A 13,835-nucleotide genomic window follows, 5' to 3' on the forward strand; every position below is an offset into this window, starting at 1 on the left:
GGGCGGGCGGCTTCCTTGCCGTTTCGTGCGTCGTGCGTTCAACAAAAACGCGTAATGTGTGGCGGGTTGGCGGCGCGAGAGCAGCGCACAGAGAAACCGACCACCGTCGTCGGAATTGGTCAAAATTTGTGCTATATTCCGCGCCCGCGATTTTTCACTTCAACACCGGTCGTCGACATGCAAGCAGCCAAGCCGTTATTTGACTATCCAAAATATTGGGCCGAATGTTTCGGGCCAGCGCCATTCCTGCCGATGAGCAGGGAGGAGATGGATCAGCTCGGCTGGGATTCGTGCGACATCATCATTGTTACCGGTGATGCCTACGTCGATCATCCGTCGTTCGGCATGGCGATCATCGGCCGGCTGTTGGAGTCGCAAGGCTTCCGCGTCGGGATCATCGCGCAGCCGAACTGGCAGTCCAAAGACGACTTCATGAAGCTCGGCGAGCCGAACCTGTTCTTCGGCGTCGCGGCGGGCAACATGGACTCGATGATCAACCGCTACACCGCGGACAAGAAAATCCGTTCCGATGACGCGTATACCCCCGGCGGCATGGCCGGCAAGCGTCCGGATCGCGCCAGCCTGGTTTACAGCCAGCGCTGCAAGGAAGCCTACAAGCACGTGCCGATCGTGCTCGGCGGCATCGAAGCCTCGCTGCGCCGCATCGCCCACTACGACTATTGGCAGGATCGCGTGCGCAACTCGATCCTGATCGACGCCAGCGCCGACATTCTGCTGTACGGCAACGCCGAGCGCGCGATTGTCGAAGTTGCCCAGCGCCTGTCGTGGGGCCACAAGATCGAAGACATCACCGATGTGCGCGGCACCGCGTTCATCCGTCGCGACACGCCGCAGGGCTGGTACGAAGTCGACTCCACGCGCATCGACCGTCCGGGCAAGGTCGACAAGATCATCAACCCGTACGTGAATACCCAGGACACCCAGGCCTGCGCCATCGAGCAGGAAAAAGGCCCGGTGGAAGATCCGCAGGAAGCCAAGGTTGTGCAGATCCTCGCCAGCCCGCGCATGACCCGTGACAAGACCGTGATCCGCCTGCCGTCGATGGAAAAGGTGCGTAACGACCCGGTGCTGTACGCCCACGCCAACCGCGTGTTGCACCTGGAAACCAACCCGGGCAACGCCCGTGCGCTGGTGCAGAAGCATGGCGAGCTCGATGTCTGGTTCAACCCGCCGCCGATTCCGATGACCACTGAAGAAATGGACTACGTGTTCGGCATGCCTTACGCCCGTGTGCCGCACCCGGCGTACGGCAAGGAGAAGATCCCGGCCTACGACATGATCCGTTTCTCGGTGAACATCATGCGTGGCTGCTTTGGTGGCTGCACCTTCTGCTCGATCACCGAGCACGAAGGCCGCATCATCCAGAACCGTTCCGAAGAGTCGATCATTCGCGAAATCGAAGAGATCCGCGACAAGGTGCCGGGCTTCACCGGTGTCATTTCCGACCTCGGCGGTCCGACTGCGAACATGTACCGCATCGCCTGCAAGAGCCCGGAAATCGAATCCGCCTGCCGCAAGCCGTCGTGCGTGTTCCCCGGTATCTGCCCGAACCTGAACACCGACCATTCGTCGCTGATTCAGCTGTATCGCAGCGCCCGTGCCCTGCCGGGTGTGAAGAAGATCCTGATCGCCTCCGGTTTGCGTTACGACCTCGCCGTCGAGTCGCCGGAATACGTCAAGGAGCTGGTGACTCACCACGTCGGCGGTTATCTGAAGATCGCCCCGGAGCACACCGAGGAAGGTCCGCTCAACCAGATGATGAAACCGGGCATCGGCAGCTATGACAAGTTCAAGCGCATGTTCGAGAAGTACACCAAGGAAGCCGGCAAGGAGCAGTACCTGATTCCGTACTTCATCGCCGCCCACCCGGGCACCACCGACGAAGACATGATGAACCTCGCTCTGTGGCTCAAGGGCAATGGCTTCCGCGCCGACCAGGTGCAGGCGTTTTACCCGTCGCCGATGGCCACCGCCACCGCGATGTACCACTCGGGCAAGAACCCGCTGCGCAAGGTGACGTACAAGAGCGACGGCGTGACCATCGTCAAGAGCGAAGATCAGCGTCGTCTGCACAAGGCATTCTTGCGTTATCACGACCCGAAAGGCTGGCCGATGCTGCGTGAAGCGCTGATCCGCATGGGCCGCGCCGATCTGATCGGCCCGGGCAAGGATCAGTTGATCCCGGCGCATCAGCCGGCCACCGACAGCTACCAGAGCGCCCGCCGCAAGAACTCGACGCCGGCCGGCAGCCACAAGGTCGCCAAAGAGAAGACCACCAAAATTCTCACCCAGCACACCGGTCTGCCGCCGCGTGCCAGTGATGGCGGTAATCCGTGGGACAAGCGTGAACAGGCCAAGGCTGCTGCGTTCGCCCGCAACCAGCAGGCGGCCAAGGAGCGCAAGGATGCGGCCAAAGGCAAAGGGCCGAAGCCGACACGCAAGCCGGTCGTGCCGCGCTAAACACTGCTTGAGCTGAACAGAACGCCAACCTTCGGGTTGGCGTTTTGCTGATCGTTCCCACGCTCCGCGTGGGAATGCCTCTCGGGACGCTCCGCGTTCCAGCCGTTACTCGCAGTGTTGTCGAACATGGTTGTGACGCGGAGCGTCACGGGCTGCATTCCCACGCAGAACGTGGGAACGATCAAGTTGTTGCCGCTGGCCTGCTCGCGAAAGCGTCCGATCAAACACCGCAAGAATCAGCGTCCGCAACATTTGCGTGCAACTGAGCCAAAGCATTTCCTCGCATCGCCCGGTTTTGGTGCTGTACTGCCTTGAGCATTTCGCGAAAGCGCGCAAGCCTGTGCATGGCATAAGTCTTGCGCGCTTTCCCATACGCCCAAGGCTCGCAGGAGGCACGCCGTGTCGATTCATGTCGCATTGCATCACGTCACGCATTATCGCTACGACCGCGCTGTCGAACTCGGCCCGCAGATCGTCCGCCTGCGCCCGGCGCCCCACAGCCGCACGCGAATTCTTTCTTATGCGCTGAAAGTCTCGCCCGAGCAGCATTTCATCAACTGGCAGCAGGACCCCCAGGGCAATTACCTGGCACGTCTGGTGTTCCCGGAAAAAACCGCAGAGCTGCGCATCGAAGTCGATCTGGTAGCGGAAATGGCGGTGTTCAATCCGTTCGATTTCTTCCTCGAACCGTACGCCGAGCGAATTCCGTTCAGCTACGCCGCCGACGAGCGCAAGGAGTTGGCGCCGTACCTCGAAACCCTGCCGCTGACGCCAACGTTCAAGGCTTACCTGGACAGCATCGACCGCACGCCGCTGCCGGCGGTGGATTTTCTGGTGGCGCTCAATCAGCGCCTCAGCGAAGACATCGGCTACCTGATCCGCATGGAGCCCGGCGTGCAGACTCCGGAGCACACACTTCAACACGCCTCCGGTTCCTGCCGAGATTCGGCATGGTTGCTGGTGCAGCTGTTGCGCAATCTCGGTCTGGCGGCGCGGTTTGTTTCCGGCTACCTGATTCAACTGACCGCCGATTTGAAAAGCCTCGACGGCCCGTCAGGCACCGAAGTTGACTTCACCGACCTGCACGCCTGGTGCGAGGTGTATTTGCCGGGTGCCGGCTGGATTGGCCTTGATGCGACGTCCGGGTTGTTCGCCGGGGAAGGGCATATTCCGTTGGCGTGCAGTCCCGATCCGTCCTCGGCGGCGCCGATCAGTGGTCTGGTCGAACCTTGCGAGACACAGTTCAGCCACGAAATGTCGGTCGAGCGAATCTGGGAAGCGCCACGTGTCACCAAGCCCTACACCGATGAACAGTGGCGGGCGATCCAGGCGCTGGGGCGGCAAATCGATGCCGACCTGCTTGAAGGCGATGTGCGCCTGACCATGGGCGGCGAGCCGACCTTCGTTTCCATCGACGACCCGGACGGCGCCGAATGGAACACTGCCGCGCTGGGGCCGGACAAGCGTCGGCTGTCCGCCGAACTGTTTCAACGCATGCGCAAGCAATATGCACCGCAGGGGCTGGTGCATTTCGGTCAGGGCAAGTGGTATCCCGGCGAGCAATTGCCGCGCTGGTCGCTCAATTGTTACTGGCGCCGCGACGGTCAGCCGATCTGGCACAACGACGCATTGATCGCCGACGAACAGCAGGACTATGGCGCCGACGGCGAACTGGCCGGACGCTTTCTCGCCAGCGTCGCCGAGCGTCTGAAGTTGCCTGCACGCTTCGTCTTCCCGGCTTACGAGGATCACCTCTATTACCTCTGGCGCGAGGGTGCGTTGCCCGGCAACGTCAGCGCCGAAGATTCGCGTCTGGAAGAGCCATTGGAGCGCGCGCGATTGCGCAAGGTCTTCACTCAGGGCCTGAACAAGGTGATCGGCCAGGTGCTGCCGCTGGCGCGCACGGCCAAGGGCGATCAATGGCAGAGCGGCCGTTGGTATCTGCGCGATGAGCACTGTCGCTTGGTGCCCGGGGATTCGCCGCTGGGTTATCGCTTGCCGCTGGCGTCGCAGCCGTGGGTGAAAGCGGCGGAATATCCGTTCATCCATCCCAACGATCCGAATCAGGACTTCGCTGAACTGCCGGATCCTGCGCAGCTTGGTGTTCACGGCGAACCTGCTGCGCTGGATGAGCGGGTGCCGAAAATCGATGAGTCCGCCGACTGGCTGACCCGCACCGCATTCTGCGCCGAAGCCCGCGAAGGGCGGCTGTATCTGTTCATGCCGCCGCTGGAGCGGGTCGAGGATTATCTGGAACTGGTCTCGGCCATTGAGGCCACCGCCGAAGAACTGCATTGCCCGGTACTGCTGGAAGGCTATGAGCCACCGAGTGATCCGCGCCTGAGCAACTTCCGTGTCACTCCGGACCCGGGCGTGATCGAGGTCAACGTGCAGCCATCGGCAAGCTGGGACGAGTTGGTCGAGCGCACCGAGTTTCTCTATGAACAGGCGCGGCAAACCCGCCTGACCACCGAAAAGTTCATGATCGACGGGCGCCACACCGGCACCGGCGGCGGTAATCATTTCGTACTCGGCGGCGCGACACCGGCGGACTCACCGTTTCTGCGGCGGCCGGATCTGCTGCGCAGTCTGATCAGCTACTGGCACAACCATCCTTCGCTGTCGTACCTGTTTTCCGGCCTCTTCATCGGCCCGACGTCCCAGGCGCCACGGGTCGACGAGGCGCGTAACGACGCCTTGTACGAGCTGGAAATCGCCTTTGCGCAGATGCCGGAACCGGGCGAGGAATGTGCGCCGTGGCTGGTCGATCGACTGTTGCGCAATCTGCTGATCGATGTCACCGGCAATACCCATCGCGCCGAATTCTGCATCGACAAACTGTACTCACCGGACGGCGCCACCGGGCGTCTTGGCTTGCTGGAACTGCGCGCTTTTGAAATGCCGCCCCATGCGCGCATGAGTCTGGCTCAGCAGTTGCTGCTGCGGGCGCTGGTCGCGCGCTTTTGGCGCGAGCCTTACGCGCCGGCGAAACTGGCACGCTGGGGCACCGAGCTGCACGATCGCTTCCTGCTGCCGCACTTTATCGAAGAGGATTTCGCCGACGTCATCGTCGAGCTCAACAACGCCGGCTATCCGTTGCGTGCGGAGTGGTTCGCGGCGCATCTGGAGTTTCGTTTTCCCAAGGTCGGTGACTACGCCGTCAATGGCATCGAGCTGGAGCTGCGTCAGGCGCTCGAACCCTGGCACGTGCTGGGCGAGGAGGGCTCGGCGGGCGGCACGGTGCGCTACGTCGATTCATCGCTGGAGCGCTTGCAGGTCAAACTCAACGGCTTGCCGCCACAGCGCTATCTGCTGACTTGCAATGGCGTCGCGGTGCCGTTGCACCCGACCGGGCGGGTGGGTGAGTTTGTCGCCGGGGTGCGCTTTCGGGCGTGGCAACCAGCCAACTGTCTGCATCCGACCATACCGGTGCACGCGCCGCTGGTGTTCGACCTGCTCGATACCTGGATGGGGCGTTCGCTGGGTGGTTGCCAGTACCACGTCGCCCATCCCGGTGGGCGCAATTACGAGACCTTGCCGGTCAATGCCAATGAAGCGGAGAGCCGGCGCATGGCGCGGTTTTTCCGCCTCGGACACACGCCGGGGAAACTTCCCGTACCCAAGGTACAAATCAATGACGAGCTACCGATGACCATCGACCTGCGCCGTTACTAGAGCCTACGCAACACGCGGATTTTTCGTATATCCGCGTGTCATGTGCCTGCGTTAGTCTGACCGTTCCCTGCTGTCTGCCGAGCTTTCCATGCCTGACCTGTTAGACCGCTACCCGCTGACTGCGGGCACCTATCACGAACTGCTCGACGGCAGCGGCGCGGTGCGCTCGCATTGGCAGCGCCTGTTCGATCAGTTGCAGCGCAGCAGTCCAGCGCAACTGGTGCAGCGCCAAGCCTTGCTGGCGCGGCAGATTCAGGAAAACGGCGTCACCTATAACGTCTATGCCGATCCCAAGGGCGCTGACCGGCCGTGGGAGCTGGATCTGCTGCCCCATGTGATCGCGGCTGATGAATGGCAGCAATTGTCCGCTGGCATCGCTCAGCGTGCGCGCTTGCTCAATGCAGTGCTGGCGGATCTGTACGGCCCGCAGCGGTTGATCAGCGAAGGCCTGCTGCCCGCCGAGCTGGTATTCGGGCACAACAATTTTCTCTGGCCCTGTCAGGGCATTGCCCCGCCCGAGTCAGCCTTTCTGCATTTGTATGCCGTGGATCTGGCGCGCACGCCGGATGGTCGCTGGTGGGTCACTGCCGATCGCACCCAGGCGCCGTCCGGGGCCGGCTATGCGCTGGAAAACCGCACCATCGTCTCCCGCGCCTTTCCCGATTTGTACCGCGATCTGAAGGTTCAGCATCTGGCCGGTTTCTTCCGCACATTGCAGGAAACCCTGGCCCGTCAGGCACCGCAGGGCGATGACGCACCGCTGGTGGTGCTGCTGACACCGGGGCGGTTCAATGAAAGTTATTTCGAGCACCTGTATCTGGCGCGCCAGCTCGGTTATCCGCTGGTCGAGGGCGGCGATCTGACGGTGCGCAATGCCACGGTGTACCTGAAAACCCTCAGCGGCCTGCGCCGGGTGCACGCGATCATGCGCCGCCTCGACGATGATTTCTGCGACCCGCTGGAACTGCGTACCGACTCGGCGCTCGGCGTCCCCGGTCTGCTTGAGGCGGTGCGTCAGGGGCGGGTGCTGGTCGCCAATGCGCTAGGCAGCGGGGTGCTGGAATCGCCGGGCCTGCTGGGTTTTTTGCCGAAGATCAATCAATACCTGTTCGGCGAAGAACTGATCCTGCCGTCGATCGCCACCTGGTGGTGCGGTGAAGCGCCAGTGCTGGCGCAGGCGCTGGAAAAACTCCCGGAGTTGTTGATCAAACCGGCGTTCCCGTCGCAGAGTTTCGCGCCTGTTTTCGGCCGTGACTTGAATGAAAGTCAGCGCCTCGAGCTGGCGCAGCGTATGCAGGCACGGCCTTATGCCTACGTCGCGCAAGAGCTTGCGCAACTGTCGCAGGCGCCGGTCTGGCAAGCCGAAGACGGTCATCTGCAACCCCGCGCGATCGGCATGCGCATGTATGCGGTGGCCAGCCACGATGGCTACCGCGTATTGCCGGGTGGTCTGACTCGAGTGGCGGCCGACGCCGATGCCGAGGTGGTGTCGATGCAGCGCGGCGGGGCGAGCAAGGACACCTGGGTGCTCAGCGACCGTGCGCCGAGTGGCGAGCAGTGGAAGGCGCAGCGCAATGTCGGCGTGCACGATCTGGTGCGGCGCGATCCGTACCTGCCGTCGCGGGTGGTGGAAAATCTGTTCTGGTTCGGTCGCTACTGCGAACGCTGCGACGACAGCGCGCGGCTGCTGCGCATCATGCTCACGCGTTACGTCGATGGCGATGATCCGCAGGCGCTGCAAGCAGCGGTCGATCTCGGCGAGCGGCTGGCACTGTTGCCGGATGAGGGCGAACTGCCGCAGCGCCTGCTCGCTGCGTTGCTGGGAGAGGATTGGTCGTTCAGCCTGCGCTCCAACTTGCAACGCCTGCAATGGGCCGCCTCGCAAGTGCGCGGCAAGCTGTCCCGGGAAAACTGGCAGGCGCTGGTCGAATTGCAGCGCGAGGCGCTGGAGCTGGAAGTCGATGAACCGGACTTCGGCGAACTGCTGGATTTCCTCAACCGTCTGGTGATGTCGCTGGCAGCGCTGTCGGGGTTTGCGCTGGATGACATGACCCGCGACGAAGGCTGGCGTTTTCTGATGATTGGCCGGCGCATCGAACGCCTGCAATTTCTCAGCAGCAGCCTCGCCGCATTTCTGCGCGGTGCGGGTGCTTTCGATCAGGCCGGGCTTGAGTGGTTGCTGGAGTTGGGTAACAGCAGCATCACCTATCGCTCGCGCTATCTGGCGGTGGCGCAATTGATTCCGGTGCTGGATTTGCTGCTGCTGGATGAGCAGAACCCCCACGCAGTGTTGTTTCAGCTGAAACTGGTCACCCGCACGCTGAAACGCCTGAACGACGATTTCGCCGCGCCTCGGGAAACCGCGCTGCCGCAACTGGTCGAGCGCCTGTCGCGGTTTGATCTCGGTTGTCTGGAAAATCCTTTGTTCGGCAAATCCAGCGTACGTGCCGCGCTGGATGGTCTGGCCGATCTGTTGCAGGAAATCGCCGAAGCCAGCGGCCAGGTATCGGATCGTCTGGCCCTGCGCCATTTCGCCCATGTCGATGATGTTAGTCAGCGTACGGTGTCCGTGTGATGAGCGCTCAATATCAGATATTTCACGACACCTGTTATCACTACGACAGCCCGGTCTCCCTCGCGCAGCAACTGGCGCACCTGTGGCCGCGCGAATGCAGCTGGCAGCGCTGCACCGAGCAGCAGTTGCTGATCAGCCCCGAGCCGACCATGCGCCGTGACGAACTGGACGTGTTTGGCAATCCGTTGACGCGTCTGGCATTTGAACGGCCCCATGACCAATTGCAGGTCAACGCCCGGCTGACGGTCGAGGTGCTGGCGCGGCCGGCGCTGGAATTCAACCAGTCGCCAGCGTGGGAGCAGACCCGCGATGCGCTGACTTACAGCAGTCAACCGTTGTCCGCCGACTTGCTCGAAGCCTGTCGCTACCGGTTCCAGTCGCCTTATGTGCATTTGAAGCGCAGCTTCGTCGAGTTCTCGCAAAGCTGTTTTCCGCCAGGGCGACCGTTGTTGCTCGGGGTGCAGGCGCTGATGCAGAAGATCTTCAGCGAATTCACCTTCGATGCCGAAGCCACCCAGGTGGCGACGCCGCTGGTGGAAGTGCTGGAGCGTCGACGCGGCGTCTGTCAGGACTTCGCTCATCTGATGCTGGCCTGTGTGCGCTCGCGCGGTCTGGCGGCGCGTTATGTCAGCGGCTACCTGCTCACCCAGCCGCCGCCGGGGCAGCCACGCCTGATCGGCGCCGACGCCTCGCATGCGTGGGTATCGGTGTTCTGTCCGGTATCGGGCTGGGTGGATTTCGATCCGACCAACAATGTGCAGCCGGCGCTGGAACACATCACGTTGGCGTGGGGAAGGGATTTCTCCGATGTGTCGCCGTTGCGGGGGGTGATTCTCGGTGGCGGTAATCACGACCCGGAAGTGCGGGTTACGGTGATGCCTCAGAATTGATGAGTTTTCAGATGTGGGAGCGAGCCTGCTCGCGATAGCGTCAGGTCAGCCAATGGATTTGTAACTGATACACCGCTTTCGCGAGCAGGCTCGCTCCCACAGGGATTTTGGTGTGTCAGGGAAATCAGGGCTGTGAGGGCCGGCAGCAGAACTGCCAGCCCCGTCACAAATCCGCAGGGTCTGATTCGATCATCAAACCCGGTGGGGCTCAGGCGTCGGGCGTCTGATCTTTCGGTGCATCGGATGCATCAACATCATCATCGGTCGCCACTTCACCGTCAGGGTTCAGTGCCGCTTCTTCAGCGGTTTGCTTCTTGCGCTGAAGCTTTTCCTCTTTCTTCTGTTCCTTTGCCAGGTCTCGTTGACGTTTGGCGAAGGAGTAATTGGGTTTGGCCATGGGCGATCCTCTGGGGTCGAAGGTGAGGTTGAGCGGCGCGTATTCTGCCCTGTATCGGTGTCCGGGGGTTAACCGGGTTTTTGGTCGACCCACTTGGGCGTGACGGTCGGCTGCCACTGATCGAGGGCGTCGAGCAGGGAATCTGGCGATTCGCTCACTTGCAGCATGTCACGGTGTGGCGCGCGAACGAAGCCTTCGCCGACGATATGATCGAGAAAAGCCGTGAGTTTGCTGTAGAAACCGTTCACTTCCAGCAGCCCCAAAGGCTTGCCGTGGTAGCCGAGCTGGCCCCAGGTCCAGACTTCGAACAGCTCTTCCAGCGTGCCGAGGCCGCCGGGCAGGGCGATGAATGCATCGCTGAGTTCGGCCATCCGCGCCTTGCGCGCATGCATGCCGTCGACCACTTCCAGGCGCGTCAGGCTCTTGTGGCCGATCTCCTTGTCCATCAGGCTTTGCGGAATGATGCCGATCACTTCGCCGCCAGCCGCCAGCGCGGCATCAGCGACAATGCCCATCAAACCGACGGCACCACCGCCGTAGACCAGCGTCAGATTACGCTCGGCCAATGCCCGGCCGAGGGCCACGGCAGCTTCGGTGTAGGCCGACACGGTACCGGCGTTGGCACCGCAAAACACACAAACGGATTTCAGCGACATGCGTTACTCCTGAGTCGATCAGTCGCACAGGGTAACGGCTGGCACGCTGCGCTCCAAGGACTAGACTTCGCGTTCGGGTGATTCAAAAGTGCCGCTGGCGCCACAAGCGTAGGCGGCGAGCAAGCTGCACAACAGGCCGTTAAAGAACATGACTGGCACTCCGTTTCAGTAGGTGGACCGATCATAGGCCTGGCCCAACGAAATGGCCGTTAGATTGTGTCGATGAGTGTCATAGCCTGAAAGTTGTATACAATTTTTGACTCAAGTCATATGAACTTGCGATGATTTCAGGCAGTCTTTCCACCACTAGTGTTTTTGTTAACCATGCCTTGGAGATTCACCATGTTTTCCAAAGTTGTTGCGGTATCCCTGCTGGCGCTGGCCAGCAGCCAATTGATGGCTGCCGAGTGCAAAACCACCGTTGATTCCACCGATCAGATGTCCTTCAACACCAAGGAAATCGTGATCGACAAGAGCTGCAAGACCTTCACCGTCGAACTGACCCACTCCGGCAACCTGCCGAAGAACGTCATGGGTCATAACCTGGTGATCAGCAAAGAAGCTGACATGCAGCCGATCGCTACCGACGGCCTGGCAGCCGGTATCGACAAGAACTACCTGAAGGACGACGACGCCCGCATCATCGCCCACACCAAGATCATCGGCGCCAAGGAAACCGACTCGGTGACCTTCGATGTGGCCAAGGTAGCTGACGGTGGCTACGGCTTCTTCTGCTCGTTCCCTGGGCACATCTCGATGATGAAAGGCACCATCGTCGTCAAGTAATCAGGGCCAATGTGGGAGCGAGCCTGCTCGCGAAGAGGCCATCCGCTTCACCGAAAGACTGATGGCCAAAGAAAAAGCCCGCTGAGGATCAGTCCTCCGCGGGCTTTTTCATGCCTTTGAAAAATCAAGGCGCAAACGGCATGACCCGCTTGTGATGAGTCTTGTTGTACGTATCGACGATGATCTTCGCCGCCTCGTCCCGCACCGTTTCCCCGTGCAGAAACGCATCGATCTCGGCATAGGTCACGCCGTGCGCCGCTTCGTCCGGCTTGCCCGGTGACAAGTCTTCGAGGTCAGCCGTCGGCACTTTCTCGACCAATGACTCCGGCGCGCCAAAACTGCGGGCAATGGCGCGCACCTGATTTTTCACCAGGCCGCTGAGCGGGGCGAGGTCGCAGGCGCCATCGCCGAATTTGGTAAAGAAACCCATCACTGCTTCCGCCGCGTGGTCGGTGCCAATCACCAGGCCGCCCGCCACCCCGGCAATCGTGTACTGCGCCACCATGCGCATACGCGCCTTGGTATTGCCCAGCACGAAGTCGACCGACGCCGCCGGTTTGCCTTCGAACGCCGACACCTGAGCTGCCAGCGCCTTGACCGCCGGGCCGATGTTCACGGTGTGGATTTCGTCAGGGGCGATGCAGTCGAGCGAGGCCTTGGCGTCGTGCTCGTCGAACTGGGTTTCGTAGGGCAGGCGCACGGCGATGAATTTGTAGCGGTCGTCGCCGGTTTTTTCGCGCAGTTCACGTACCGCGCGCTGGGCCAGCAGGCCGGCGGTCAGTGAGTCGACGCCGCCGCTGATGCCCAGCACCAGGGTCTTGAGCCCGGAATTGACCAGACAATCCTGAATGAACGTCAGGCGCCGGGCGATTTCGGCCTGCAGGGCCTGGTCGTCGGCGAACGGTGGTTGCACCTTGAGCTGCTCAGCAATCTCACGCTGTACGGCTTGCATGAATTCACTCCTTGCTAGATAGACTGGATTCGGCAGGAACCTGAAACACATGTCGCAAATAGGCGACGAAATTCGGATCTTTGCAGTGGGTCTTGCCAGGCTCGTCGGAGATCTTCGCCACCGGCTGGCCGTTGCAGGCGGTCATTTTAAGCACGATGCTCATCGGTTCGACACCCGGGATATCGCAGGTGAGGTTGGTACCGATGCCGAAGCTCACATTGATGCGACCGTGCAGCGCGCGGAAAATCTCCAACGATTTCGGCAGGGTCAGACTGTCGGAGAACACCAGGGTCTTGCTCATCGGGTCGATGCCCAGCTTGTGGTAGTGCGCGATGCACTTTTCGCCCCACGCCACCGGGTCCCCGGAATCGTGGCGCAGACCGTCGAAGAGCTTGGCGAAGAACAGATCGAAATCGCCAAGAAACGCATCGGTAGTGATGCAGTCGGTGAGGGCGATGCCGAGCAGACCGCGATACTCGCGCACCCAGCAATCGAGCGCGGCGATCTGGCTGTCGATCAGGCGCGGGCCAAGTTGCTGATGGGCCATGATCCACTCGTGAGCCATGGTGCCCAGCGGTTTCATGTCCAGCTCGCGGGACAGATGCACGTTGCTGGTACCGACGAAACGACCCGGGAAGTCGTGCTTGAGTACGTTGACCACTTCGGCCTGCACGCCAAAGGAAAAGCGCCGGCGCGTGCCGAAATCGGCAACCTGCAGTTGCGACAGCTCATCGGCCGAAGCATTGGCGGTCAGCCAGTCGAACTTGCGATACAGCTGTTCGCGTGCCTGCTCCAGCGAGGTCTCCCGGTAGCGATAGCGATTGCGCACTTCGCTGACGATCGCCAGCAGCGGCACCTCGTAGAGGATTACGTGCAGCCAGGGTCCGCGCAGGCGGATAAACAACTCGCCATTCTCGATGCCGGTGTGCAGGTAGCGCAGGTTGAAGCGAAACAGGCCAAGGAAGCGCAGAAAATCCGGTTTCAGGAAGCTGATGCGCTCAAGGAAGCTCAACTGATCGGCACTCAGGCTCAGCTCGGCCAGACGCTCGATCTGATGACGGATCTCGGCCAGATACGGACGCAGATCCTCGGCATTGCGGCAACGGAACTCCCATTCGACTTCGACGTTGGGGTAGTTGTGCAGCACCGCCTGCATCATCGTCAGCTTGTAGAAGTCGGTGTCGAGCAGGTTCTGCACGATGCGATCGGCAAACACACTCTCGCTCATAAACGGGTCTCCAGTTGCGCCGCGCCTGGCGCGGTCTATATCGATGGCGCTAGTGGCGCATATCGGCGGTGGGGATTGCCAGCATTTTTTCAGAGCGCCGCAGATCCACTGTGGGAGCGAGCTTGCTCGCGAAAGCGGTGTGTCAGATAAAGATGATGTGGCTGACCTAACGCTTTCGCGAGCAAGCGCGCTCCC

General features: G+C 61.4%; 9 protein-coding genes. 5 read left to right on the forward strand and 4 right to left on the reverse strand.

Features of this window, described 5'->3' with window-relative positions:
• Positions 1–177 precede the first annotated feature (177 nt).
• The 4 genes from QMX86_RS00725 (at position 178) to QMX86_RS00740 (ending at position 9,621) form a co-directional block, all read left to right on the forward strand.
• Positions 178–2,481 (forward strand): YgiQ family radical SAM protein, encoded by a 2,304-nt coding sequence (locus QMX86_RS00725; protein WP_016771932.1) that lies wholly within the window; start codon positions 178–180, stop codon positions 2,479–2,481.
• 399 nt (positions 2,482–2,880) lie between these two features.
• Positions 2,881–6,156, forward strand: a complete 3,276-nt coding sequence (locus QMX86_RS00730) for a transglutaminase family protein (protein ID WP_282385341.1) — start codon at positions 2,881–2,883, stop codon at positions 6,154–6,156.
• An 88-nt stretch (positions 6,157–6,244) separates the two neighbouring features.
• Entirely contained in the window at positions 6,245–8,731 is a 2,487-nt protein-coding gene (locus QMX86_RS00735) for a circularly permuted type 2 ATP-grasp protein (protein ID WP_282385343.1), read from the forward strand.
• Positions 8,731–9,621: a transglutaminase family protein gene (locus QMX86_RS00740; protein ID WP_073471699.1), complete on the forward strand. Its 891-nt coding sequence runs from the start codon at positions 8,731–8,733 to the stop codon at positions 9,619–9,621. The genes QMX86_RS00735 and QMX86_RS00740 overlap by 1 nt, the downstream gene beginning before the upstream one ends.
• 208 nt (positions 9,622–9,829) lie before the next feature.
• Here the strand turns inward: QMX86_RS00740 and QMX86_RS00745 are convergent, their stop codons facing one another.
• Positions 9,830–10,018 (reverse strand): hypothetical protein, encoded by a 189-nt coding sequence (locus QMX86_RS00745; RefSeq protein ID WP_016771927.1) that lies wholly within the window; start codon positions 10,016–10,018, stop codon positions 9,830–9,832.
• A gap of 68 nt (positions 10,019–10,086) precedes the next feature.
• The gene (locus tag QMX86_RS00750) at positions 10,087–10,674 is read right to left on the reverse strand and encodes a TIGR00730 family Rossman fold protein (RefSeq protein WP_110602756.1); all 588 of its coding nucleotides are present in this window, start codon (positions 10,672–10,674) and stop codon (positions 10,087–10,089) included.
• 342 nt (positions 10,675–11,016) lie between these two features.
• Between QMX86_RS00750 and azu the strand changes: the two genes are divergently transcribed.
• Positions 11,017–11,460 (forward strand): azurin, encoded by a 444-nt coding sequence (gene azu / locus QMX86_RS00755; RefSeq protein WP_282387632.1) that lies wholly within the window; start codon positions 11,017–11,019, stop codon positions 11,458–11,460.
• Between the two features lie 124 nt (positions 11,461–11,584).
• On the opposite strand, the gene nadE is transcribed toward azu, so the two are convergent.
• Together nadE and pncB are read right to left on the reverse strand one after the other, a co-directional pair.
• The gene (gene nadE, locus QMX86_RS00760) at positions 11,585–12,412 is read right to left on the reverse strand and encodes an ammonia-dependent NAD(+) synthetase (RefSeq protein WP_071174248.1); all 828 of its coding nucleotides are present in this window, start codon (positions 12,410–12,412) and stop codon (positions 11,585–11,587) included.
• 4 nt (positions 12,413–12,416) lie between these two features.
• Positions 12,417–13,640 (reverse strand): nicotinate phosphoribosyltransferase, encoded by a 1,224-nt coding sequence (gene pncB, locus QMX86_RS00765; protein ID WP_024011382.1) that lies wholly within the window; start codon positions 13,638–13,640, stop codon positions 12,417–12,419.
• Between the last annotated feature and the right edge of the window lie 195 nt (positions 13,641–13,835).

This window comes from Pseudomonas sp. PS01270, from assembly GCF_029959775.1.
GTDB lineage: Bacteria > Pseudomonadota > Gammaproteobacteria > Pseudomonadales > Pseudomonadaceae > Aquipseudomonas > Aquipseudomonas atacamensis.